General features: G+C 57.9%; 20 protein-coding genes and 1 pseudogene. 11 read left to right on the top strand and 10 right to left on the bottom strand.

Features of this window, described 5'->3' with window-relative positions; translation table 11 throughout:
• Nucleotides 1–150 precede the first annotated feature (150 nt).
• From QPL96_RS11270 to QPL96_RS11235, 8 genes are all read right to left on the bottom strand, one after another.
• Nucleotides 151–831, bottom strand: coding sequence for a sensor histidine kinase KdpD (locus QPL96_RS11270; protein WP_303287472.1), 681 nt, complete (start codon nt 829–831; stop codon nt 151–153).
• On the bottom strand, nt 828–2465 hold the full coding sequence (locus QPL96_RS11265) for a response regulator (RefSeq protein WP_303287471.1): 1638 nt from the start codon (nt 2463–2465) through the stop codon (nt 828–830). The genes QPL96_RS11270 and QPL96_RS11265 overlap by 4 nt, the downstream gene beginning before the upstream one ends.
• On the bottom strand, nt 2462–5980 hold the full coding sequence (locus QPL96_RS11260) for a PAS domain-containing hybrid sensor histidine kinase/response regulator (RefSeq protein ID WP_303287470.1): 3519 nt from the start codon (nt 5978–5980) through the stop codon (nt 2462–2464). Before QPL96_RS11260 ends, QPL96_RS11265 begins: the two co-directional genes overlap by 4 nt.
• A gap of 53 nt (nt 5981–6033) precedes the next feature.
• Entirely contained in the window at nt 6034–6540 is a 507-nt protein-coding gene (locus QPL96_RS11255) for a hypothetical protein (RefSeq protein WP_303287469.1), read from the bottom strand.
• A 97-nt stretch (nt 6541–6637) separates the two neighbouring features.
• Entirely contained in the window at nt 6638–8404 is a 1767-nt protein-coding gene (locus QPL96_RS11250; RefSeq protein ID WP_303287468.1) for a sodium:solute symporter family protein, read from the bottom strand.
• Between the two features lie 6 nt (nt 8405–8410).
• Complete coding sequence (locus QPL96_RS11245; RefSeq protein ID WP_303287467.1) at nt 8411–8677, bottom strand: DUF4212 domain-containing protein; 267 nt, start codon at nt 8675–8677, stop codon at nt 8411–8413.
• A gap of 212 nt (nt 8678–8889) precedes the next feature.
• Nucleotides 8890–9597 (bottom strand): PolC-type DNA polymerase III, encoded by a 708-nt coding sequence (locus QPL96_RS11240; protein ID WP_303287466.1) that lies wholly within the window; start codon nt 9595–9597, stop codon nt 8890–8892.
• Nucleotides 9598–9614: 17 nt separating this feature from the next.
• Entirely contained in the window at nt 9615–11531 is a 1917-nt protein-coding gene (locus QPL96_RS11235) for a putative nucleotidyltransferase substrate binding domain-containing protein (protein ID WP_303287465.1), read from the bottom strand.
• Between the two features lie 169 nt (nt 11532–11700).
• On the opposite strand from QPL96_RS11235, the gene smrA reads away from it, so the two are divergent.
• The 9 genes from smrA (at nt 11701) to QPL96_RS11190 (ending at nt 19358) form a co-directional block, all read left to right on the top strand.
• Complete coding sequence (gene smrA / locus QPL96_RS11230; RefSeq protein ID WP_303287464.1) at nt 11701–12282, top strand: DNA endonuclease SmrA; 582 nt, start codon at nt 11701–11703, stop codon at nt 12280–12282.
• A gap of 62 nt (nt 12283–12344) precedes the next feature.
• Nucleotides 12345–12536 carry a hypothetical protein gene (locus QPL96_RS11225; RefSeq protein WP_303287463.1) on the top strand — a complete coding sequence of 64 codons (192 nt, stop codon included), beginning with the start codon at nt 12345–12347 and terminating at the stop codon, nt 12534–12536.
• Between the two features lie 77 nt (nt 12537–12613).
• Nucleotides 12614–13090 carry a (2Fe-2S)-binding protein gene (locus QPL96_RS11220; RefSeq protein ID WP_303287462.1) on the top strand — a complete coding sequence of 159 codons (477 nt, stop codon included), beginning with the start codon at nt 12614–12616 and terminating at the stop codon, nt 13088–13090.
• A gap of 1 nt (nt 13091) precedes the next feature.
• A complete protein-coding gene (locus tag QPL96_RS11215; protein ID WP_303287461.1) occupies nt 13092–15296 on the top strand; it encodes a xanthine dehydrogenase family protein molybdopterin-binding subunit in 2205 nt (734 codons plus the stop codon).
• Nucleotide 15297: 1 nt separating this feature from the next.
• On the top strand, nt 15298–16287 hold the full coding sequence (locus QPL96_RS11210; RefSeq protein WP_303287460.1) for an XdhC family protein: 990 nt from the start codon (nt 15298–15300) through the stop codon (nt 16285–16287).
• Between the two features lie 49 nt (nt 16288–16336).
• Nucleotides 16337–16963 carry a methylthioribulose 1-phosphate dehydratase gene (locus tag QPL96_RS11205; protein WP_303287459.1) on the top strand — a complete coding sequence of 209 codons (627 nt, stop codon included), beginning with the start codon at nt 16337–16339 and terminating at the stop codon, nt 16961–16963.
• A complete protein-coding gene (locus tag QPL96_RS11200) occupies nt 16960–17520 on the top strand; it encodes an acireductone dioxygenase (protein WP_303287458.1) in 561 nt (186 codons plus the stop codon). Before QPL96_RS11205 ends, QPL96_RS11200 begins: the two co-directional genes overlap by 4 nt.
• Entirely contained in the window at nt 17517–18209 is a 693-nt protein-coding gene (mtnC, locus tag QPL96_RS11195; protein ID WP_303287457.1) for an acireductone synthase, read from the top strand. Before QPL96_RS11200 ends, mtnC begins: the two co-directional genes overlap by 4 nt.
• A 36-nt stretch (nt 18210–18245) precedes the next feature.
• Complete coding sequence (locus tag QPL96_RS11190; protein WP_303287456.1) at nt 18246–19358, top strand: DUF3080 domain-containing protein; 1113 nt, start codon at nt 18246–18248, stop codon at nt 19356–19358.
• Here the strand turns inward: QPL96_RS11190 and QPL96_RS11185 are convergent.
• Nucleotides 19325–19684: a DUF2069 domain-containing protein gene (locus QPL96_RS11185; protein ID WP_303287455.1), complete on the bottom strand. Its 360-nt coding sequence runs from the start codon at nt 19682–19684 to the stop codon at nt 19325–19327. The two genes, QPL96_RS11190 and QPL96_RS11185, sit on opposite strands and share 34 nt — an antisense overlap.
• A gap of 64 nt (nt 19685–19748) precedes the next feature.
• A pseudogene (locus QPL96_RS11180) lies at nt 19749–19898 on the bottom strand (arsenate reductase (glutaredoxin)); the annotation flags it as partial.
• Nucleotides 19899–19966: 68 nt separating this feature from the next.
• Here QPL96_RS11180 and QPL96_RS11175 point away from each other — a divergent pair.
• Both QPL96_RS11175 and dnaE read left to right on the top strand, forming a co-directional pair.
• On the top strand, nt 19967–20434 hold the full coding sequence (locus QPL96_RS11175; RefSeq protein ID WP_303287454.1) for a TlpA disulfide reductase family protein: 468 nt from the start codon (nt 19967–19969) through the stop codon (nt 20432–20434).
• Between the two features lie 45 nt (nt 20435–20479).
• Complete coding sequence (gene dnaE, locus QPL96_RS11170) at nt 20480–23962, top strand: DNA polymerase III subunit alpha (protein ID WP_303287453.1); 3483 nt, start codon at nt 20480–20482, stop codon at nt 23960–23962.
• The last annotated feature ends 19 nt before the right edge of the window (nt 23963–23981 follow it).

Genomic DNA, 23981 nt, shown 5'->3' with positions numbered 1-23981 from the left:
GAACTCAGAAGTGAAACAGACCAGCGCCGATGGTAGTGTGGCGTTGCCCATGTGAGAGTAGGTCATCGTCAGGCGCCTAATACCCAAACCCCAGTACCAACAGGTGCTGGGGTTTTTTATTTCCCGGAACTTGGGTTTATGCTGTGCCGGTCAGGGCAGCCAGATTTCAAAAACGCCACCACCCAAGCTGCCGCGATTGTGCAATTTGATGGCTCCGGTTCTTTTCCCGTCGCTGTGAAGCTTTGCAACGGAAGACGCAAAGAACAGCCCGAGGCTGGTGCTGCCACTTTTGAAATCCAGGGATTTGAAACTCAGGGTGCCAGTGTGCTGCATGCTCTCCGGGTACCCCTTCCCGTCGTCTTCAACACCTATCACGAGATAGCCGTCCCTTTCGCCGGCCGTAAGGCGGATCTTGCTCTTGGTATAGCGTATGGCGTTATTGATGGTGTTATTGAGCGTGCCAGTCAAAAGGTCCTCGTCAAAGAAGCCATTAATCTTCTCGGCCTCTACCGAGCAGTCAATGCCCAGGCCCTCAAGCAGCGGGGTGTGCCGGGCCAGGTGCCCGGAGAGAAAGTCGGGCACAAAGTGCTCCTCAATATGAGCAGACAGGTTATTTTCCCCCAGCCGATAGATGCCCAGAAGCTGAACCAGGTCGTTATGCATGCGTTCGGCTTCATATTGCAGGGTATTGAATCGTGAGGACTCCCCCAGTGCTCCCTCCTGCTCTGATCGCAGTTCGTCCAGGGAATTCAGGAGCATGCCAAGGGAGTTTTTCATGTCGTGAACGGCTGAGGCAAGGACCATTGAAAAGTCAATATTCTGGTTGTTCATTCCATCAGTCCTTTCAGCTTGCGTTGTAAGGCGACATAACGTCGGTGTTGGCGGTGTTGCTCAGGCAAGTCGGATAATCGAGCCAGGCAGGACTGACAGCGCCTGAGGAGGTCGGAGTCGCCCGGATTGTTGCCATGTTCCTTCATCAGCACCTGAACCAGGTTCAGGTTCAGGGCAGCATGATCAGGGACAATTTCCAGGGCTTTGGTAAAGGTGTCCGCGGCTTCCTTCAGGTTCCCGGACTCAAACGCCCTGATGCCGTCGCGGTTGAGCGTGCGGGCCTTGATCTTCTGAGGGAATCCAACAGGCTCGTCCAGGAGGCTTTCGATTTTCTGCAGGGTGTCAGGATCATCGCTGAAACGTTCGGCCATGTCGGCCAGAAGCTGTTTCGCTTCCGTCTCGAGGCGCATCCGGAACAGGGTTTTTGCATAATCCAGCCCGGTCTGGGCATCCAGAGCTGCGGTATTCTCGAGCACCGGTTGGAGGCCCTGGAGTATCTTTGCGGCTTGTTGATCCTGCCCCTGACCGGCATATATCCGGCATTGAATGATCTGACTGCGCACAGTGATGCCCTCTTCCTCCGCGAACCGTTTTTCCATTTTTTTCAGCATGGCCAATGCTTCTTTGGCCCGAGCGGCGCCCTCTTCTTCCGGATCGCCCTCGCTGAGGTCGGACAGCGTTTGCCCGAGAGCAAGATAATGGTCAGAGTTGTCGTGAATCGAGTAGGTTCCGAGCTCGACGGTCCGACGCCACGCATCCGACGCAGTGTCCATGTCCTGATTGGAGCTGGCCAGTTCCGCCAGATGCTTCTGCCTGAGCAGGGCATTAGGGGAGTGTTGTGCTGCCTGTTCGAGTATTTGCTGGGCCTGGGCCGGACGACCCTGTCGCTCCAGACCTTCCGCGAGGAGGTCGTAGGCTTCCATATAGTCCGGATGCCTGGCGATAAGCTCCCGAAGGTCATCAACGGCTTCGTCGAAGCTTCGTTTTGCAAGCAGGACTTTGCACCGGCCAAACTTTGCCCATGAAAGCTCACGTTGGGCCAGCACGTCGTCAAAAACCTTGAGCGCGTGAGTGAGATCGCCCAGTCGGAAATAGAGGTCTCCCAGGGTTTTCATCAGCCAGGTTTTGTAGCGGGGTTGCCGGGGGAGTGCCTGGAGGCACAGGGAGATGGCCTCCGGATAGTTTTCCCGGTCGATTTCCCGGTTAATGGGCATCAGCGCGTTACGCTGACTGATGAGGCTGCCAAGCCTTTTCTCCAGCACTGCCCGGTTGATCGGTTTGGTCAGGTAGGCATCCGGCTGATATTCCCGAGCCCCCATGACCATTTCCTTGGATGTCTCGGCGGTGACCATCAGAAACAGCGAGGAGCGCTTCAGGAGTTTTTTATGGCGGAGCTCTTCCAGTATGTGCTGCCCGTTTTTGCCTTCCCCGAGGTTGAAGTCACAGAGCACCACATCAACGTGGTTGTAGGTGCAGTACTGGATAGCCTGATTGGCTTGGGCAACCAATTCGATTTTGTCTGCGCCACAGCTGCGCAGCATCTGGCGTATGGACAATCGGAAGTTCTCGAAGTCATCAACAATCAGGAATGTCAGCTTCCCGAAAGGATTGAAATCGGCTTTTGAATCGGTCATGAGCGCTTCTGCTTGAGTAACTTGTTAACCAATGCGCGCAATGCAGCGGGTTTTACAGGTTTGTAGAGAATCTGGTAACCACGATTAATGGCATCTTCCCGAACTTCAGGCGCCATGTAGCCTGTGATAAGTATCCCCGGGATGTTCTCGTTAAGCACGCCGCGGATACTGTCCATGGCATCGAGGCCATTCTTGTTATCATCAAGCTGGTAATCGGCAAGTATAATATCGGGTTTCTGGCCTTCCAGTTTTTCCATGGCATCTTCGAGGCTTTCCGCAGCGGTCACATCACACTTCCAGTTACCAAGCAAAGCCACCATGCCCTGAAGAATGGCAGGGTCATTGTCGATACACAGGAAGTGCAGGCCGCCGAGGTTCGAAACCCGTCGTGAGCTTGCGGCAGATTTGGTGGCGACGGGTTCGTTCTGTTCCGGCGCGGCGACAGGGACGGTGACTCCGAACACACTGCCACGGCCCTGAACAGAATGCACGCTGACCGGATGGTTCAGCATGCCACTGATCCGGTCCACGATGGCCAGGCCGAGCCCGAGTCCTTTCTTGTCCCGGCCGTGCTGGAAGCGGCGGAACTCCTCGAAAATGTGCGCCAGCTGGTCTTCGGGCATTCCCGGGCCCGTGTCCCAGACTTCGATGCGGATATACCCTTTCAGTCTCCGGCAGCCCAGCAGAATCTTCCCTTCCGGCGTATAGCGTATGGCATTGGACAGGAAATTCTGGACCACGCGGCGCAGCAATTTGGCATCCGAGCGGATCCAGGCGCTGCTGGGTACGACACGGAGTTCCAGGTCCTGATCCTTGGCAATCGCTGAAAAGTCGGTCGCAAGGTGCCGCATGATCTCGTTAACCGGGAAAGCGCCGATGTCCGGTTCCAATGCACCTGCATCAAGTTTGGAGATATCAAGCAGTGTGCTGATGATCTCTTCGGCAGCGCCGAGGGAACTGTCAATATGATCCACGAGATCTTTCATTTCCGTGTCGCCGGCCTTGCCTGCCAGGGCGGAGGTAAACAGACGGGCCGCATTGAGGGGCTGCAACAGATCATGACTGGCGGATGCCAGAAACCGGGTCTTGCTCTGGTTGGCCTGCTCGGCAACGGATTTGGCTTTCAGCATCTGCTCATTGATGACCTGAAGCTCCTGGGTACGCTCCTTCACCCGTTGTTCAAGGTAAATGTTGGTTTCCTTGAGAGCCTGCTCGGTCCGTCGCATGGCGGTGATGTCCTGGAAGGTAGTTACATAGCCACCCCCGGGTATCGGGCTGCCGTCTACCCGCAGGACGGTTCCATCGGGTCTCTGTCGCTCGTAGGACATCGGCCGGCCTTCCCGCATGCTGGTACAGCGGTCTACGACAATTTCATCAATCCTGCGGGCTGACAGGTTGGCGTTGGTCAGATTGTAACGCATCAGATCTTCGACCGGCCGGCCGGCCCTTACAAAGCCCTTGGGGTAAGTGAACAGTTCCAGATAGCGCCGGTTCCAGACCACAAGTTGCTGCTGATGGTTCACCACAGATACACCCAGACTGATGTTCTCAATGGCCGACTGGAGCAATTCCCGGCTGAACGTCATGGCCTGGGAGGCCTCATCGACGATGCTGACCACGTCCTCGATCTGCATGTCGCGACCGGTGAGGGTGGATTCCAGCACCACGCGGGCGGTGGAGGCCCCGATAACGGACGCCAACTGCCGCTCGATGTACTTCATAAGGTGAGCCGATGCCGGCCGGTGCGGATGCAACCGGATCGCGTTACGGCGTTCGTAATTCCGGAAAATCGTCTCGGAACGCTCCTCCCCCATGAAACGGTCGGTGAGGGCCTGCAGATCGGAGGTCAGAATCTCGCCCTGCCAGCTCTGGTGCTGGGTGGTTTCGGCTTTCGGCTGGGGATCGTGAAAGAACGAGGCAATCTGGATTTTTTCCCGCACCCGTTGTCGGGTAAGTATGGAAAGCACAATATAGACCAGGGTATTTATACCAAGGCTCCAGATAATGCCATGACTGGTCTGATCCAGCTCAGAGCCAAACAATGCCGTGGGCCGGGTCCAGTTGAGGCCCCAGATGCCCTGTTCAATCAGGGTCTCCGTTATCCATCCAGTGGTTGCAAGTGCCGGTAGCAGCAGGGTGTAGCACCAGATCAGAAAGCCCAGGCCAAGCCCCCAGACGGCGCCCATGTAATTGCCTCGCCGCCAGATGATACCGCCAACCAGCGCCGGCCCGAACTGCGCGGCGGCTGCGAAGGAAAGCAGCCCGAAGGCTGTCAGACTGTAATCCTCGCCGGCCATACGGTAGAAGCCATAGGCGGTCAGCAGGACCACAAAGATCGCGACACGGCGGATGCTGAGCAGAAGATAGCTCAGGTCGTTGCGGCGGTTCATGCCCGGCCGGAAAAATTTCAGAAGTGCGGGCATGATAATTTCGTTGCTTACCATGGTGGCGATGGCGACCGAACTGACGATCACCATGGCTGCTGCGGCGGAGCCGCCACCCAGGAATGCCAGTATGGCAAGCCATTCCTTCCCGGCCAGGATCGGCAACTGGAGAATCAGTATATCGGGGTTGCCCGCCGCCGCTTCGGGAGACAGCATGCCCGCCGCAGCGATGGGAAGCACAAAGGCGGAGGCCACGATCAGGTAGATGGGCATGGCCCAGCGCGCGATCTCAAAATCCCGGTGATCGGTGTTCTCGACCACCATGACATGGAATTGTCTTGGCAGGCAGATGATCGCCAGCATCGCAACCAGGGTCTGGGTGATAAAGGCCGGCGCCTCGATGCCGTCGGTGGTCAGGGTGCCCATCAGGTCGGCGTCTTTCGCCCGCGAAAACAGGTCGCCGAATCCACCGTACAGGCCGTAGCCCACAAAAAGGCCGACGGCGACGAAGGCCACGAGCTTTATCAGGGACTCGAAGGCGACTGCCTGGATCATCCCCCGGTGGTGTTCCGTCGATTCCAGATGCCGGGTGCCAAACAGCACAGTGAATACCGCCAGGGCCAGGGTGATGTACCAGGCAGAATCCTTCCAGGCTGCCGAACTTAGCCCCTCGTAGCCGGCACCTGTCCCGGAAAGAACGGCGAAGCCCATGGCAATGGCTTTCAGCTGCAAGGCAATGTAGGGGACGCTGCCAATGAGGGCGAAGGTTGCGATCATCGCGGCCAGAAGCTGTGATTTGCCGTATCTGGAGGCGATGAAATCGGCGATGGATGTGCTGTTGTTGCGTTTGCTGATGTAGATAATCCGGCGCAGCATCCGAGCGCCGAAAACAAAAACCAGCAGTGGGCCCAGGTAAATCGGAAGAAAGCCAAGGCCCTCCTGGGTGGCGCGGCCCACGGCGCCATAGAAGGTCCAGGAAGTAAAGTAAACTGCCAGTGACAGGGCGTAGATATGGGTTCGTGCCAGGCGCCGCCGATACAGCCCCGGGTGTTTGTCGCCGGCCCAGGCGATCACAAACAGGATCGAAATGTAAGTGATGGAAATAAGAGCCAGCAACCAGGCACTAATCATAGATACTCATTCCCGTCAGGGTCGGCAGGCCAGGGCGTCACGGTATTGTCGCATCATTCCGCGCAAACGGTGTCATACAGGGCATCTCCGGGTTCAAGAACCTTCAGGTTGTCTACCCGGGGGCTTCCGTCCGATCCTACGGGTACGAGTTCCCGGGAGGCACAGTTGATGATGTGAATGCGGTGGGAAACGGCGTCTGTCACCTTCTGTTCGAACCGATAGAGTGTAAACCGGACGATGTCATCGCTGTTTGTGTCACGGCTGATGCTCTTGATATCCACGGTCGAAAAAGCGGTAACATACGGAAAAACAAAGGTCCAGGGCCGCCAGAGGATGCCGTCAGTTTCGGTATTGACAACCACGGCTTCTTCCGGCAGGCGGGACTGCTTGTGATCGTACCAGGTGTATTCGGTGTAGATCAGATAGCCGAGCATGCCAGCGCCGGCAAAAACGGGGATGATCCACTTTGGGGCTTTGTTTCGGGTAACGGCTCTGATACCGAGAGCGATACCTGCTGCACCCAGGCCCAAGACTACAGTGGCAACAAATGTCCAGAACATAAAATAACTTCCTCAAAAAAGAACGGGCTCCCTCATTGAGGAAGCCCGTTCAGTATCAACCTGTCAGTTCATGGAACGAATCAGGTTGAGATATTGCTTAGTGGTCTTGAGCCTGACCGGCACCACGCGGGTAACGGACGCTTTCAACCAGTTCCTGAATCTCAACGGGCGGCTCTTCAGTTGCGTTGGATACAATGAAGGCTACCGCAAAGTTGACGATTGCACCAACCGCGCCGATGGACAGCGGAGAGATGCCCAGCACCCAGTTCTCCGGGGTATCTGCCAGGTTGTTGGTACCCGGAATGAACAGCCAGCCCTTGTAGACGAAGATGTACGCCAGGGTGAAGCCCAGGCCGGTCAGCATGCCGGCGATGGCACCGGTGTTGTTAACACGCTTGGAGAAGATACCCATCATCAGCGCCGGGAACAGGGATGCGGCGGCAATACCGAAGGCAAGTGCCACCACCTGTGCCGCGAAGCCCGGGGGATTGGCGCCAAGCCAGGTCGCCACCGCGATCGCGACCGCCATGGAGATCCGTGCTGCCAATAGTTCCCCCTTCTCAGTGATGTTGGGGTTGATGGAGCCCTTGATCAAATCGTGACTGATCGCTGAGGAGATCGCCAGCAACAGACCAGCCGCAGTGGACAATGCTGCTGCCAGGCCACCCGCTGCGATAAGGCCAATGACCCAGCCGGGCAGGTTGGCGATTTCCGGGTTGGCCAGTACCAGGATATCCCGGTTAACCACCAGCTCGTTGCCCTTCCATCCCCGTGCTTCAGCCTTGGGAGCGAAGGCCTCGCTGTCATTATACAGCTGGATGCGACCGTCTTGGTTTTTGTCGGTGAACTGGATAAGACCCGTGACTTCCCACTCCCTGATCCAGTTCGGACGCTCATCGTACGGGATTGGTTCCGCTGCGGTGCCGTCCGGGTAGATGGTGGTCATCAGGTTCAGGCGCGCCATGGAAGCAACAGCAGGTGCAGTCAGGTACAGCAGGGCGATGAAGACCAGGGCCCAGCCGGCAGACCAGCGTGCGTCAGCAACCTTCGGTACGGTGAAGAAGCGGATGATGACATGGGGCAGGCCAGCGGTACCGATCATCAGCGACAGCGTAAACAGAACCATGTTCAGTTTGTTGTCGATGTCAGCGGTGTATTCGTTGAAGCCGAGGTCGGTGATGACCTGGTTCAGTTTGTCGAGGATCGGCATGCCCGAATCCACGTGAGTCGAGAACAGACCCAGCGGCGGAATCGGGTTACCAGTCAGTTGCATGGAGATGAACACGGCGGGAATGGTGTAGGCGATGATCAGTACGCAGTACTGGGCAACCTGGGTATAGGTGATGCCCTTCATGCCACCCATAACGGCGTAGATGAATACCACGACGGCGGCAATGATCAGGCCTAGAGTAGCGTCCACTTCCAGGAAGCGGGAGAAGGCAACACCGGCACCGGCCATCTGGCCGATTACGTAGGTCACGGACGCGACGATCAGGCAGATAACTGCCACCAGTCGGGCATTCTTGCTGTAGAAGCGATCACCGATGAACTCGGGTACGGTGAACTTACCGAACTTGCGCAGGTACGGGGCCAGCAGCATCGCGAGCAGAACGTAACCGCCGGTCCAGCCCATCAGGAAGGTGGAGTTGGCGTAACCACCGGCGGCAATCAGGCCCGCCATGGAAATGAAGGATGCCGCTGACATCCAGTCGGCACCGATCGCCATACCATTGGTAATCGGGTGAACGCCGCCGCCGGCAACGTAGAAGTCCTTGGTGCTACCGGCTTTCGCCCAGATGGCGATCAGGATATAGAGGAGGAACGAGCCCCCTACGAAAATGATATTGATGGCAAATTGGCTCATTCGTCCTTACTCCTCGTGCACGCCGAATTGTTCGTCGATCTTGTTCATGCGCCAGGCGTAGAAGAAGATCAGAGCGATAAACGTAAGGATGGAGCCTTGCTGGGCGAACCAGAAGCCCAGGTCGGTACCACCAATCGGAATGCCCGCGAGCATTGGACGAAGCAGGATTGCAAAGCCATAAGATACCAGGGCCCAGATAATCAGACTCCCGAATATCAGGCGCAGATTCGCCTTCCAGTACTTTTCAGCGTCGTAGCTATGACCAACTGACATAGGATCACTCCTGTTTTGTTGTTGTGGAGGTTGAGTGGGTTTTTGGTGAGGCACTTGGGTTAGAGAATTTATTATTCATATAAGTACTTCTCCGACTGGTTGTCCCTACTGACTTTACTGGTCAAGCGATTTATAGATATTGGCAAAAGGTCTAATTCTCAGTCATTTGCCGAATGATTGTTCGAATTCTGCTCACTCATTCGTACTTGGAATTAAAAACGATGCATGCTTTGCAGTCGTCGGTGATAATGAAGCTTGTCGTGGAGTCCCTTGAGGGTTTTTACCCCTTCCTTCCGGGCCTTGTTCAGGGCCACCAGAGTCAGCTCCGCGGTCGCCAGGGCATCGGACGCGGCATGGTGCCTTTCGGTAACCTCCAGGCCGAAATAGTCCGCCCAGTGATCAAGGCCCTTGCCACCCGTCCTGGCATTCGGAAAAAAGGCTGGCATCAGGTCTGCAACGTCCATCCAGGCGTGGCTTAGCGTGTAGCCAATCTGGGCCCGTAGGGTTCTCTCCAGGAATTTCTGGTCGAATGCCGAGTTATAGGCCAGTATGGGATCGCCGTTCATCCATTCCAGCAGGTAAAGCAGTGCATCTTCGGTTTCCTGGCCCTGGGTAAGGGCTTCGGGGCCAATTCCGTGGATGAGTACGGTTTCCCGTATATCCAGTTCCGGCCGCCTCAGAATCAGATCAAACTGGTCACTGAGGTGGATAATGCCACCCCGGATGGCAACGGCACCAATTGCGATGACCTCATCCCTGGAAGGGTTCAGGCCCGTGGTTTCAAGGTCAAGAACAATCAGGCGGCAATCGGAGAGCAGTTGCTCTCCCGGTGATTTGGGGTGGGGCAGGTTGTCCGGGTCGTGGCTGCCAATCTTTCCGCCCCAGCGCTGCTCTATCCACTGTTTGATCTGTTCCAGCATGACGTGTTGCCTGACGGTCAGAGTTGGTAGGTCACTTCGAGTTTCTGTTGCAACCGCTGAGCCTGTCTGAAAGACTCCCGGAGGATGCGCCGATCCAATGGGTTCAGGTCGTCCGGATCAATGTAGTTGGTCAGTTCCTCGCCCCTTCCGAGCATTTCCTGGTGGGCTCGCATCCGGATGGCCTGGATCAGGCTATAGCTTTCCTTCCAGGCATTGGCGTCCTTCGGATCGAAGACACCTTTTGTTGCCAGCTCATCCATTCGCTCCAGGGTGTTTGCCGTTTCGACCCCGTTGGCTAATGCAAAGACCCTGATCGCTTCGACGAACGGCGCAAGGCCCTGGCGTTTGAGGTCAAGCGCACGCTTTTTGCCTTCAGAGACATAGCGGAAATTCCGGAACATGGTCAGCGGCGGCTTCCGTCGAAAGGCATTGCCCGCCAGCATCTTCTGGAACAGGGCGTTTTTCCGGATACGGGACAACACTTTGTCCAGCAGATCATGCAACGGCTCGGCGGGGCCAAACACCGCTCTCATATCGAGGAAAATCGAGGAGTACACCAGGTTCTGGGGTGTCGAGGCATCAATAAACCGGATAAACCAGTCGTCCCATTCCCTGTCACTGAGGCACAGCTTCGGGTTGCTGGCCATGATGTTGCCTTTGCACAGGGTAAAGCCGCACTCCGCCAGCTCCTGGTTGACGGTCTGGGCAAAGGGCAGCAGTTTTTCCCGAACCTGTTCGTCGGTCATGCCTTCCGGAGTCTGGAACAGGATGCCGTTATCCTGGTCTGTCAGCAGTGTCTGTTCCTGGCGCCCTTCGCTGCCAAAGGTCAGCCAGGTAAAGGGAATGCCCGGGTCGTTTTTCTTGATGTTCAATTCCAGTACCCGTCGAACGGTTACGTCGTTCAGGGTTGTGATGATCTTGACCACCTGCCCGGAATCGGCACCGTGGGCCAGCATGGCATCGACCAGACGGGACACGTCTGATCGCAGGCTGACCAGTGTCCGCAAGTGGGTGGCAGTGCCTATGGTGCGGGCAAGGTTGACCAGGTCCACCCGCTGAAGGGCGAAAAGATCCCGCTCCGACACTACGCCAATAAGTTTGTTTTCATCATCGACCACGCACAAATGGGCAAAATGGTGTTCCGCCATCAGCATGGCGGCCTCAAAGGCATCCGCATGGGGGGGCAGGCAGCAGGGCTCTTTTGTCATGACTTGCCGAATGGGCGTGTCCAGAGGGCCCTTTTCCTCGGCGATCATGGTACGAAGATCCCGCAGCGTAAAAATGCCGGTTGGGCAGCGGTTGTCGTCGGTAACGATAATACTGCCGACGTTGTTTTCGTGCATGCGTGCCACCGCTTTTCGTACCGGAAGATCCGGGGAGCAGACAATCGGATTGCGCAGGGCATAGCGCTCAAGAGGCGTGTCCAGGGACGTGCTGGAACCCATGGAGGCCATAGCGCCGGACTGGATGCGCTGGTTTACCTGATCAAGCAGGCTGCTGACACCGCGAAGGCAGAAATCCCGGAAAGGCTCACTTTCGGAAAACAGGGTAATGAAGGCATCCTGTCCGATGCTGAGGCAGAAGGTGTCTCCAGACGCGCGGTGCAGGGTTCTGGTTGGCCGTTCGCCAATGATGGCCGCCAGTGGAAAGCATTCGCCCTGGCTGATCTCAAAGGTGGTTTCCATCCGGCCTTCCTTTTCATTGTGCCGCTCGCCGCGAATTCGTCCCTGCTTGACCACGTAGAACCTTTTTACGACGCCCTGATCCGGAGACAGAACGGCGTCGCCGTCTGCATGGAATTGCAGGGATGCGTGTTCGGCAAAATGTGCGAGGTGCCTGTCATCCATGCTGGAGAACGGTGCATGTTCCCGCAGAAAGGTCATAATCGCGCGGATGTTCTGGGGGAGGTTGGTTTCCGTGTTTGCTACGGCCATGTCCGTATCCACTCGCCTGTTATTATTTTCCTAAAGAAGTGTAGTTCAGTGAGTAAGGCCACCGCCCTACGATTTTCGTCGCAAGCTGACTGACGCAAGTCAGTTTTCTTTAAGGGAAGGGGGGCGGGTGGTAAAGTTCCTGTCGAACCAGGTCATTAATTGCAATGTTATGACTACCAAAGACGAACGCCTCAGTTTTCTTGAGGAAATGAAAGATGTCCGGCGCATCCGAAAGCCCAACCGCGCCGAGGTATCGACACCCCGTGAACTGACGCCAGGTCATCTTGAGCGACAGCGTGCCGCCGTGGAAAGTCCGGTCAGGGACAAAAACCCCCTGACCTCGGACATGGTCGAACCTCTCACAGCCCACGACGTTCTGAGCTGGCGGCGTCCGGGCTTGCAACACGGTGTGTTTCGCAAGCTACGGCTGGGGCAATACCCTATTGAAGCCCGACTGGATTTACATCGGATGACGGTGGAACAGGCCCGGAGAGAAGTGTTTGCATTTGTCGGTGATTGCGTCCGTTATGGCCTGCGCTCTGTGATTATTCTCCATGGCAAGGGGGAGCGCAATCCTGATGGCGTTGCACAATTGAAAAGTTACCTTGCCAAGTGGTTGCCCGAGCTGGCTGATGTCATGGCCTTCCATTCGGCCCAAAAACACCATGGTGGAACCGGAGCGGTTTATGTCATGGTGCGAAAAAGTGAACGGGACAAACAGCACAATCGTGAAGTTCACGGAAGCCGTTAATGGCTCCCGCTTCCGATGTCTTCAAATCGGGTCGTTCAGACGGCCAAACGGAGGTTATTGTCGTGAAAAAAGCAATGTTGGTTGTATTTACAGTGCTGGCGCTGGCTGGCTGCAAGGATCGCGTAATCTGGAACGATAACGGCAAGATGGAAGAGGCTACCAAGGATCGGGAAGTCTGGGACTCCAATGGCCAGATGGAAACCGGAGAGCGCAAGATCTGGGTTAACAAGGATGGAAAGGAGGTTGTCAAGTAAAGCCGGATGAACCCCAGCACAAAGAAGAACGACCAATCCGGCACACAGGGCCGGAATGTCTACAGGAGAGAGCGGTAATGGCATTGAGGCTGACAGTCAACGGCGTGCAGCATTCGCTGGATGTGGAGGGAGATACACCCCTGTTGTGGGTAATCCGTGACGAGCTGGGGCTGAAAGGTACCAAGTTCGGTTGCGGAGCCGGACTTTGTGGCGCCTGCACGGTGCATCTGAACGGCCAGCCTGTGCGGTCCTGCTCGACGCCGGTTGAAATGGCGGCCGGTGGCCAGGTGCAGACCATCGAGGGGCTCGGTGGTGGCGATCAGCTCCATGCCCTGCAGCAGGCCTGGATTGAGCAGGGCGTTCCGCAATGCGGTTACTGCCAGTCGGGCCAGATTATGAGTGCGGCACACCTGCTGGCCAGCAACCCGGCTCCCTCACGGGATGATATTGTCGCCGCCATGACAGGTAACCTCTGCCGTTGCGGAACCTACTCCCGGATTCTTGCGGCGGTGGAATCCGTCGCCGCCGGTTCATCCAACAGTCAGGAGGTGTGACATGGCGATGAAGCGACGGGATTTTCTCAAGGTCAGCGTTGGCGCCTCCGGCGGTCTGGTGGTTTCTCTGGCTTTGCCGGGCTGTGCCGGAATCCAGACTGGTTATCAGCCGGAAACCGGTGAATGGCGGCCGGATGCCTGGCTGGAGCTGACCCCAAACGATGAGGTGTTCTTCACCCTGGCCCGGGTCGAGATGGGGCAGGGCACCTACACCGGGCTGACAACCCTGATCGCAGAGGAGCTGGAAATAAAGCCGGAGAGGATTACGCCCCGCTTCGCTCCGGTTGCGCCTGAGTACCGTAACCCCCTCTACAAATTGCAGCTCACCGGGGGCAGCACCAGTGTGGCAACCAGTTGGGAACCTCTGCGAATGGCGGGGGCCGAAGCCCGGCTGATGCTGGTAATGGCTGCGGCCCGGGTCTGGAACCTGGAGGCTGCCGAATGTCATGCCAGCGAAGGTCGGGTTGTACACCCGAACGGTATTGATTCCATGGCCTACGGCAAGCTGGTGGAGCTGGCTGCAAAAGAGGTGGTGCGCGGTGACATTGCCCTGAAGCCCCGCGAGCAATGGAAATACATTGGTAAGCAGCAGGGCCGGCTGGATGCAAGGGCCAAGTCCACCGGTACGGCTGTATACGGTATCGATGTGGAACTGCCGGACATGGTCTACGGGGTGATCGCCAGATCGCCCCGGCACGGAGGTCGTGTGGCGGGCTTTAATGGCGATGAAGTCCGGGCCATGACCGGCGTGCTTGAGGTTTTTGAAACCGAGCGCGGTGTTGCCGTGGTTGCCGACAAGTACTGGCGCGCCCGGAAGGCCCAGGAGGCGCTGAGCGTCGGATGGGACTTTTCGGAGGCTTTGTCCGTATCCACAGATGATGTCTTTGAGTCTTATCGTACTGCGGCGGATGAAGATCCTGGCGAGTCCGAGCGCAGCGAAGGCAGCTTCGAGCGTGCGGTCGAGGGGGCAGAGCGGGTTCTGGAGGCAGAGTATGTCCAGCCGTACCTCGCCCACGCTACCCTCGAGCCGATGAACGCAACTGCCTGGTACCGGGGCGACCGGATGGAAGTCTGGGCGCCGACCCAGGCCCCGGACCTTGGCCGGATTGCGGTTGCCAGAGTGACGGATCTCGGGCCGGATGACGTCACCATCAACACCACCTTCCTCGGCGGTGGTTTTGGCCGCCGACTGACTCAGGATTACATCGAGGAAGCGGCTGCCGTGGCGTATCGGCTCAGGCGGCCGGTCAAGGTGATCTGGTCCCGGGAAGAGGATACCCGGCACGACCTGTATCGTCCGGCCATGCTGCACCGGATGAGAGCCAGCCTGTCTGGCGGAGAGCTCACCGGCTGGCACCACCAGATTGTGGGTCCGCAGATTCTTGACTGGTATGTGCGTAATGCGGCGCCGGCCCAGTATCCCTGGGCGCCGAGGTTCATGTACGACACCCTGGGCAAGGTGGGGCTGATGGCCGAGGGCATTGCCACACCCAAGGATATGTCCGCCATTGAGGGGGCCATCGAGTACCCTTATCAGGTGGATAACATTGATATCCGCCACACCCACACGGACCCTGGCGTACCCGTAACCTGGTGGCGATCAGTGGGCTATTCCCACAACGGTTTCGCCGTTGAAACCTTCATGGATGAACTTGCCCACGAATCCGGGGAGGACCCTTATCAGTTCCGTCGCCGGCTGGTGTCCTCGGAGCCAAGGCATCTGGAAGTGCTTGATCGGGCTGCGCACCTTGCGAACTGGACCGCGCCTGCGCCACAAGGCCGTGCCCGGGGCATTGCCCTGTTCCGGAGCTTCGGCACCTACGTTGCGCAGGTGGTAGAGGCCGGAATCGAGAACGGTGCGATTCGGGTTTACAAGGTGGCTTGCGCGGTAGACTGCGGCCAGGTGGTTAACCCCCGCATCGTGGAAGACCAGATTGAAGGCGGTATCCTGTTCGGACTGACCGCCGCGCTCTATGGCGAAATCACCCTGGAGAGTGGGCGGGTCCAGCAAAGTAATTTTCACGATTACCAGTTGATGCGACAGTACGAACGCCCGGACGTGCTGGTGGCTATTGTGGACAGCACTGAAGCGCCAACCGGTGTCGGCGAGCCGGGTGTGCCGCCGGTGATTCCGGCGCTTGGCAATGCCCTGTTTGCCCTGACCGGTAAGCGCCAGCGCAGCCTGCCACTGACAGCGGATGCCTGATATGGAGGTTTCCCGGTCGTCTCTGGCTGCCGGCCATCAATCCGTGATTCTCGACATCGCGGGCTGGCTGGAGCAGGGCCAGAGGGCCTGGCTGTGCACCATTGTGGAAACCTGGGGCTCTTCACCCCGGCCGGTGGGCTCCTGGCTGGCCATTGGCGAATCCGGCCAGTGGAGCGGTTCGGTATCCGGCGGATGCCTGGAAGAGGATCTGCTCAGGCGCACGGTCGGGAGTGGCCCGGATCAACCGGTCCTGATCGACTATGGCATTACCGATGACGACCGTGACCAGTTCCAGTTGCCCTGCGGCGGTCGAATCCGGCTTCTTGTCGAGCCCCTGTACCGTGAGGCGGGATTTGACCACGTCCGCGCGTTGGCGGAGGCGTTGAGCAATCGTGAACCGGTTGCCCGGCGGGTTCCGCTTCGGGGCGCGCCGACCCTCGAGTACCGGCGATCCCATGACCGTTCTTCGGTGGCCTTTGACGGTGAGCAACTGGTGCACGCGCTGCAGCCTGAGTGCCGGCTGTTGCTGATTGGCGCAGGGGAGGTGGCCCGGTACGTGTCCGGGTTTGCCGCAGCGGCGAATTTCTCCGTGACTCTGTGTGAACCCCGGGAGGCCTTTGCGGACGGATGGGGATACCCACATATTCCGCTGGACCGTCGCCTGCCTGATGACTTGGTGGCGGAAGGGTTTAACGATGCGTTTTCCGGCGTTCTGGCCCTGGCCCATGACCCCCGGATTGACGATATGGGGCTGCTGGCGGCGTTGCAGTCCAATGCGTTCTACGTCGGTGCCATGGGCTCCCGAAAGACCTCGAAAGCACGGCGTGAACGATTGAGTTCGCTGGGCCTGGAAGACGCGGTACTCGACCGCTTGCGAGCCCCCATTGGTGTCGATATTCCCAGCAAGACGCCTGCGGAAATTGCAATCTCCGTGGTCGCGGACCTGATCCTGGCCCGACACCATTTGCGGGCCGCCCCTCCATCCCTATAATGTCGGCCAGTGAACGTGTCAAAGACGTCTGAACCCCGGGAGAGAATCCGTGTTTGAGGTAACCCGATACGCCAAGGCGGCCGACTCGATTGTCGAAGCCGGGCACTTCCTTTACCAGCGAGGCTGGTCGCCGGCGACCAGCAGCAATTACTCTGCGCGCATTGACGGGGAGCATATTGCCATAACCGTATCTGGTCGCCACAAGGGGCAACTGGGCGCTGGTGATGTTATGGTGGTGGATCTGGCCGGCCGTCCGGTTCAGGGCAACTGCCGATCTTCGGCCGAAACCCGGTTGCACACCATACTGTACGACGTCTTCCCGGATGTCGGCGCGGTGCTTCATACCCACTCGGTTAAGGCGACAGTCCTGAGCCGGCTGCTGACACCCGGGCAGCCGCTGGAGCTGGAAGGCTATGAGCTCCAGAAAGCCTTTGCCGGTGTTGAAACCCACGAATCGGTATTAACCATTCCGGTCTTCGACAACACCCAGGATATTGGCGCTCTGGCGCAGGAGACCGGGGACTGGTTCCGGGGCCACCCGGATCAGCCTGGTTACCTGATTCGGGGCCATGGCCTCTACACCTGGGGCAACACCATGGCCGACTGCCTGCGCCATGTCGAGGCTTTTGAATTCCTGTTTGAATGTGAACTTGAAACCATGAGGATGCGCCCATGACGACCCTGAGTATTTTTGACCAAGACCAGCCAGAGAGGGCCCGCACATTCACCGAAAACCCCGCCGAGATCCGCGAACTGCTCGCCAGCCATGGTGTTCGCTTTGAACAGTGGCCCACCCGGTATCTGCCGGCGGGCGCGTCCCATGAGGAGATCCTGGAAGCCTATGGCGATGAAGTAGCGAAGCTGCAGGCGGAATGCGGGTTCCAGGCTGCCGATGTGGTGAGCCTGAACCCGGACAATCCCCAGAAAGAGGCGTTCCGGAAAAAGTTTCTGGATGAGCACACCCACAGAGAGGATGAGGTTCGCTTTTTCGTGCGGGGGCAGGGTCTGTTCTACCTGCATTTCGGCAACCAAGTGTTCGCCGTGCTGTGCCGGAAGAATGACCTGATCAGCGTGCCGGATGGCACGCGGCACTGGTTCGATATGGGGCCTGAGCCGGAATTCACCTGCATTCGCCTGTTCACCAACCCCGAAGGATGGGCTGCCGATTTCACCGGTGAGGACATCGCCGCCCGGTTGCCGCGCTACGAAGCGCTGGCAGGAGCGGCGGGGTGATCCGGGTCCTACTGACGGACATTGAAGGGACCACCACTTCCATCTCGTTTGTCCACGATGTCCTGTTTCCCTATGCCAGTGAACATCTTCCGGAGTTTGTCCGTGACCAGCACCAGGACAATCTCGCGGTCTCTGAGCAATTGGACGCCGTTGCTGAGGTGTCGGGTGTTGCCCGGGAAGATGTTGAAGGCCTGATCGGGGTGCTGCAGACCTGGATCCGCGAAGACCGCAAGGAAACGTCCCTCAAGGCGCTTCAGGGCATGGTCTGGGAGCAGGGATACCAGCAGGGAGAGCTTAAGGGCCACATCTATGCCGACGCCGCCGAGTACCTGCAGCGCTGGCATGATCGGGGCCTGCGTTTGTTCGTATACTCCTCTGGGTCGGTCAAGGCCCAGAAGCTGATTTTCGGCTTCACCACGGAGGGTGACTTCACGCCGTTCTTCTCTGGCTATTTCGATACCCGTATCGGCGGCAAAAAAGAGGCGGATTCCTACCGCAATATCCTGTCGGAGTTGGGCGTTGAGGCGGGCACGGTGTTGTTCCTGTCCGATGTTGAGGCCGAGCTTGAGGCAGCCGAACACGCAGGTATGCAAACCGCCTGGCTTGTTCGCGAGGGAGACCTGCCGGAAACCGAACGTTTTGTGGCCCGTGATTTTGCGGAGGTCGATACCCTGCTGCAAAAGCGGTAAGGCCACGGCGATGACACGCCACCGCAGGGGGACCCGATGCCCGGAACCGGATTTTGCAGAATCATCACTCCGATTCTTGCTTTGCTTCTTGCAGGTTGCAACCCCTTCTCTGATGCCCGCCCCATGATGGATGAATACGTGGAGCGGGTTGCCCGCGTCCTGGAAACCGACCCTCAACTCTCTGAGCTTGAGTCTGCGAGCCAGCTTCCCCGTCGTCGGAACCGTGTGCTGACCATGCCCGAGCTGGACATGGGGATGCTGGATTTTCTTTCTCTTTACGGCTGTGAGCTGCAGTATGTTGTGGGTGAGAAAAACTCCGTGATGGGGCGGGTGATGCAGCCCCTGAACCGCCTGCGTTATGAAGTCCGGTTTATCGAGGCGGCCAGGGACTGCCTGCCAGATATAGAGGATGAGGAATTTTCGGAAGAGCTTACCGAGGCCATCGATAGCAAACTCGAATCATTGCCCATTGCGATCTGGAACGCTACCTGGGGTGTCGAAGAAATTGAAAAGCTGTTCACCCTTGCCAAGGGGTATTATCCGGTATCGGCGGAAGGCAACCCGGTTTCGGATCTGGCCCTTGATATCGACAGCCTGAACGCAGCGGTTGCCAGGTTGCGCGCAGAGGACCTGGCCGTTTCCCTGGATTTTGCCGGCGATGTTCATCAGCGCTGGCAGGCGGAATACCGCGCCGGCCAGTTGATCAACAGCGCGCTCCTGCTGACCGCACGACTGCGGGACGGAACCAGACTACTAAAGCAGAGAACCGAGGGCCAACCCCTGTGCCTTAACGGCAAGCCCAATAATCAATCGGATATCGTGCGAAATATGTTTTTCAGTGTGTACATCGAAAAGATCCAGCCGTACATGAGTGCGGTCAGGCAGGGGCGGACAGCGCTCATTGAGCCGTTTGAGCGGCTGGCCGAGCTTCAGGCGGATACCATGCCGGAGAGTTTCACTGGCTGGTATGAGCGGCACCTTTCGCAGGATGCCAGGAACAGCCTCTGGCGGGAGCTTGACGTAGCCATGATGGACCACACCCGAGCCTGGCAGGAATTGCTCGGCCAGTGCGGTTTGCGCCCCGGCGCCAAGATCCAAGTATTGAAAAGTGTGTTTCAGTTCGTCACCGGCCTGTTCACTTTAAGGTGAATCATGGCGGCAGTGAACAGCAGGAAGGTCAATATCGTCAGAATGACCGGTCCGGGGGCGCCTTCACTGAGCCACGCCGAAACGACCGCCTGGGTGAAATAGAAAATCACCACGAATGCCATCCAGATATAGCCCCGGTTGTTGGCCCGGAATACCGGTACAGCGAAGGCCAGCAGCGGAACCAGCTTCACCGACAGCATCAGTGGAATCGACACGCCCTCCACTGGCGCCGGATAGAAGGTGGTAATCAATAGCGTGACCAGCACGCCGATGTAAAGAGCCATGGTTGCCCGGGCAGTGTGACGGGCCTTGGGGTTGTTCAGCATAGTGTGTTTCCGGCATAGAGAAGTGGTTGAGAAGTTACAGATCACGGGGGCGCAGATTCGGCGCGTCCAGAATATCCTTCAGCTCCTGCTCTGTCGGTGGTGTTTCCAGGTAGCGTATAATCTCCGGCTCAATACCTCGTTCGGTAACCAGTTCAAGGGCTTGGCGGGATTTCGAGCAGCGCGGGTTGTGGAAAATCCGGGTGGGCTCTGTCATCTTCGTGCCTGATTGTCTGAATGGGTATCACGATTTCTGTGGCCGGTAGTCTAACAGGAGGTTTTCCAGTGCAGTACCCTGATTCTTTGCGTGTTCGCCCGCGGCTTGCCTCTGCCGGCCTTTTGCTGGTGACTATAGCCCTGGCGGGCTGCCAGAAAATTGAGCTGGAGCGGGCTGGCGGTACAAAGCTGAACTGGGACGCCTTGCGTGGCCAGTGGGTGCTGGTGAACTACTGGGCGGAATGGTGCAAGCCATGTCTGGAAGAAATTCCCGAGTTAAACGAGCTGAACAAAGCGCCTGATATCACCGTCCTTGGCGTTAACTTTGATGGTATACAGGGCGAGGCGCTGGTGGCGCTGGGTGGCCGGATGGGCATCGATTTCACCCTGCTTGCGGACGATCCGGGCCCGGGGTTTGGCTGGAAGTTACCCCTGGCCCTGCCGGCTACATTTATCGTTAACCCGGACGGCGATCTGGTTGAAACCCGTTTTGGCCCGCAGACGGAAGAAGACATCCGGGCGCTGATTGGCGGCTGAGGCCGTTGCCCTAACCGAATTTTACAGCAGGAATAACCTGACGTTATGCCGCAGACTTTTGTACATCTCCGTGTCCATTCCGAGTACTCCATGGTGGATGGCCTGGTACGGGTCAAGCCGCTGGTCAACCGTGTTGCCGCGCTGGGAATGCCCGCGGTAGGACTGACCGAACAGTCCAACATGTGCTCGCTGGTGCGCTTCTACAAGGCAGCCATGGGGGCGGGGGTAAAGCCGATTATCGGCGCCGATATCTGGCTTGAAAACCCGGATGAGCCCGAGAATCCGTTCCGGGTGACATTGCTGGCCCGGGATAACGACGGCTACCTGAATCTCACCGAGATCATTTCCCTGGGTTACACCGAAGGCCAGAACTTCGGAAAACCGATCATACTGCGCAAATGGCTTGAGGCTCGTCCGAAAGGCCTGATTGCGCTCTCCGGCAGCAAAATGGGGGATGTCGGTAAGGCGCTTCTGGCAGACAAGCCAGAGCTGGCCCGTGAGCGGGCCCGTTACTGGATGGAGCTGTATCCGGACAGCTACTACCTCGAGTTGCAGCGCACCGGGCGCCCGCAGGACGAAGACTGCCTGCACCTGAGTGTCGAGCTGGCCCAGGCATTAGGTTTGCCGGTGGTGGCCACCAACGATGTCCACTTCCTGGAGGCTGAAGACTTTGAGGCCCATGAAGCCCGGGTGTGTATCGGCGAGAGCCGTACCCTGGATGACCCGCGCCGTGACCGCCGTTTCAGTGACCAGCAGTACCTGCGCAGTGCCGATGAAATGATTGCGCTGTTCAGCGATATTCCCGAAGCGATCGAAAACACGGTGGAGATTGCCCGTCGCTGCTCAGTGAAGGTTCGAATGGGCGAATATTTCCTGCCGAACTACCCGATCCCGGACGGGATGACCATAGACGAATACTTTCGCAAGGTATCGGAAGAAGGCCTGGAAGAGCGACTTGCCAAAACCCTGAGCAAGGATGACCCGGACTATGATACCAGGCGCGAGGCTTACTACAAGCGCCTGAATTTTGAGCTGGATATCATCATCCAGATGGGCTTTCCGGGCTACTTCCTGATCGTGATGGACTTCATCAAATGGGCCAAGAACAACGGCGTGCCCGTGGGTCCGGGGCGGGGTTCCGGTGCCGGTTCCCTGGTCGCCTATGCCCAGATGATTACCGACCTGGACCCCCTCGAATACGACCTGCTGTTCGAGCGGTTCCTGAACCCTGAACGGGTCTCCATGCCTGACTTTGACGTCGACTTCTGCATGGAAGGGCGGGACCGGGTGATCGAGTATACGGCCCAGAAATACGGCCGTGAGGCGGTCTCCCAGATCATTACCTTCGGCACCATGGCCGCGAAGGCAGTTGTGCGCGACGTTGCCCGGGTTCAGGGCAAATCCTACGGCCTGGCCGACAAGCTCTCCAAGATGATTCCCTTTGAACCGGGAATGACCCTGGAGAAGGCCCTGATTCAGGAGCCCCAGCTCAAGGATTTCCTGGATCAGGATGAAGAGGCCCAGGAAATCTGGGAAATGGCCCTGAAGCTGGAGGGCGTCTGCCGGAACGCAGGCAAGCACGCCGGTGGTGTGGTAATCGCACCCACCAAAATTACCGATTTCTCGCCGCTGTACTGTGATGACGAGGGTGGCAGCCTGGTAACCCAGTTCGACAAGGGCGATGTGGAAGACGCCGGACTGGTAAAGTTCGACTTCCTGGGATTGCGGACGCTCACCATCATCAAGTGGGCACTGAACATGATCAATCCGCGCCGGGAAAAGAAAGGGATGCAGCCGCTCGATATCAACGAGATTCCCCTGGACGACGTGCCGTCGTTCGACATGCTCAAAAAAGCCGAGACCACGGCGGTGTTCCAGCTCGAATCCCGGGGTATGAAAGACCTGATCCGACGCCTCCAGCCGGATTCCCTGGAAGACATGATCGCCCTCGTTGCCCTGTTCCGCCCCGGTCCGCTGCAATCCGGCATGGTGGACGACTTTATCGACCGGAAGCACGGGCGCCAGCCCATGTCGTTTCCGCACCCGGATTATCAGTACGAGGGCCTGAAACCTGTACTGGAGCCCACCTACGGGGTCATCCTGTATCAGGAACAGGTTATGCAAATCGCCCAGGTGATGGCTGGCTATACCCTTGGCGGGGCGGACATGCTTCGCCGGGCCATGGGTAAGAAAAAGCCCGAGGAGATGGCCAAGCAGAAGCAGATCTTCCTTGATGGTTGTGAGAAGAATGGTATCAACAAGACCCTGGCCGAAAATATCTTCGACCTGGTGGAAAAGTTTGCCGGCTATGGTTTTAACAAATCCCACTCGGCCGCCTATGCCCTGGTGTCCTATCAGACTCTTTGGCTGAAAGCCCATTACCCGGCGGAGTTCATGGCCGCCGTGCTGACCGCCGATATGCAGAACACCGACAAAGTGGTGACGCTGGTGGAAGAGTGCCGGAACATGAAGCTGGATCTTCTGGTGCCGGATGTCAGTCGTTCTGAATACACCTTTACGGTTAACGATGAGGGCCAGATTGTATATGGTCTGGGCGCTATCAAGGGATTGGGCGAGGGGCCGATACAGAGTATCGTTGAAGGGCGCGGAGAAGGCGAACCCTACCAGGATATGTTTGATTTCTGCCGGCGGGTCGACCTGAAAAAAGTCAACAAGCGGGCCATGGAGGCCCTGATCCGCTCCGGTGCCATGGACAAGCTCGGCGCTGGCCGTGCGCAACTGATGGCCAGTATTGACAAGGCGGTGCAACAGGCCGGCCAGCAATCCCGCAACAAGTCTGTCGGTATGATGGATATGTTCGGGGATATGCTCGAGGCGGGTGAGGGTGGTGATCCCTATGAGGACGTGGCCGGAGTCCGCGAATGGCCCGAGAAGCAGCGGCTCAAGGGTGAGAAGGATACCCTGGGGCTATATCTTACCGGCCACCCGTTTGACGAGTATGAGAAAGAGGTTCGTCGGTTTGTCCGGTTGTCCATTGCCGATCTGAAACCGAACAAGTCACCCCAGCGTGTCGCCGGGTTGGTGGTTGCCCAGCGCACCATGAAAACCCGCACCGGTTCCACCATGTGTTTCATCACGCTGGACGACCGGAGTGCCCGGATAGAGGCCACCCTGTTCTCGGAAGCCTTCTTTGAAAACCGGGAATTGCTGCAATCCGATCAGGTTGTTGTGGTGGAGGGGCAGGTGAGCCACGATGACTACTCCGGCCAGATGAAGATGCGGGTAAGTTCAGTGATGGACGTCGCCACAGCGCGTCGGCAGTTCAGTCAAGGGCTGAAGCTGAGCCTCCATGCCGATCAGTTGCACAATGGCCTGCTTGAAAAACTGGACAGCACCTTGCGGCCCTTCCGCTGCGAAGGTAGCCCGGTGTGGATTGAGTACAGCAGTCCTGAAGCTTCAACCCGGATCGAGTTGGGCGAGTCCTGGCGGGTTCAGCCCGACGACAACCTGTTGCTGGAGCTCCGGTACCTCATAGGCGACCAGTCGGTAGAACTGGTCTATGATTGAGTGAGTCCGAAAATTAAAA

This window comes from Marinobacter sp. SS8-8 (assembly GCF_030540945.1).
Taxonomy (GTDB): Bacteria; Pseudomonadota; Gammaproteobacteria; order Pseudomonadales; family Oleiphilaceae; genus Marinobacter.
Note: the sequence above shows the minus strand (reverse complement) of the source record. Positions and strands in the feature narration are given on the sequence as shown.

Bases quoted from the DNA above. Each gene is read 5' to 3' on its own strand.
- QPL96_RS11260 (WP_303287470.1), bottom strand. From the start codon at position 5,980: ATGATTAGTGCCTGGTTGCTGGCTCTTATTTCCATCACTTACATTTCG.
- QPL96_RS11215 (WP_303287461.1), top strand. From the start codon at position 13,092: ATGGCGATGAAGCGACGGGATTTTCTCAAGGTCAGCGTTGGCGCCTCC.
- QPL96_RS11265 (WP_303287471.1), bottom strand. From the start codon at position 2,465: ATGACCGATTCAAAAGCCGATTTCAATCCTTTCGGGAAGCTGACATTC.
- QPL96_RS11245 (WP_303287467.1), bottom strand. From the start codon at position 8,677: ATGTCAGTTGGTCATAGCTACGACGCTGAAAAGTACTGGAAGGCGAAT.
- QPL96_RS11200 (WP_303287458.1), top strand. From the start codon at position 16,960: ATGACGACCCTGAGTATTTTTGACCAAGACCAGCCAGAGAGGGCCCGC.
- dnaE (WP_303287453.1), top strand. From the start codon at position 20,480: ATGCCGCAGACTTTTGTACATCTCCGTGTCCATTCCGAGTACTCCATG.
- QPL96_RS11185 (WP_303287455.1), bottom strand. From the start codon at position 19,684: ATGCTGAACAACCCCAAGGCCCGTCACACTGCCCGGGCAACCATGGCT.
- QPL96_RS11250 (WP_303287468.1), bottom strand. From the start codon at position 8,404: ATGAGCCAATTTGCCATCAATATCATTTTCGTAGGGGGCTCGTTCCTC.
- QPL96_RS11190 (WP_303287456.1), top strand. From the start codon at position 18,246: ATGCCCGGAACCGGATTTTGCAGAATCATCACTCCGATTCTTGCTTTG.
- QPL96_RS11270 (WP_303287472.1), bottom strand. From the start codon at position 831: ATGAACAACCAGAATATTGACTTTTCAATGGTCCTTGCCTCAGCCGTT.
- QPL96_RS11220 (WP_303287462.1), top strand. From the start codon at position 12,614: ATGGCATTGAGGCTGACAGTCAACGGCGTGCAGCATTCGCTGGATGTG.
- QPL96_RS11210 (WP_303287460.1), top strand. From the start codon at position 15,298: ATGGAGGTTTCCCGGTCGTCTCTGGCTGCCGGCCATCAATCCGTGATT.
- smrA (WP_303287464.1), top strand. From the start codon at position 11,701: ATGACTACCAAAGACGAACGCCTCAGTTTTCTTGAGGAAATGAAAGAT.
- QPL96_RS11240 (WP_303287466.1), bottom strand. From the start codon at position 9,597: ATGCTGGAACAGATCAAACAGTGGATAGAGCAGCGCTGGGGCGGAAAG.
- QPL96_RS11255 (WP_303287469.1), bottom strand. From the start codon at position 6,540: ATGTTCTGGACATTTGTTGCCACTGTAGTCTTGGGCCTGGGTGCAGCA.
- QPL96_RS11235 (WP_303287465.1), bottom strand. From the start codon at position 11,531: ATGGCCGTAGCAAACACGGAAACCAACCTCCCCCAGAACATCCGCGCG.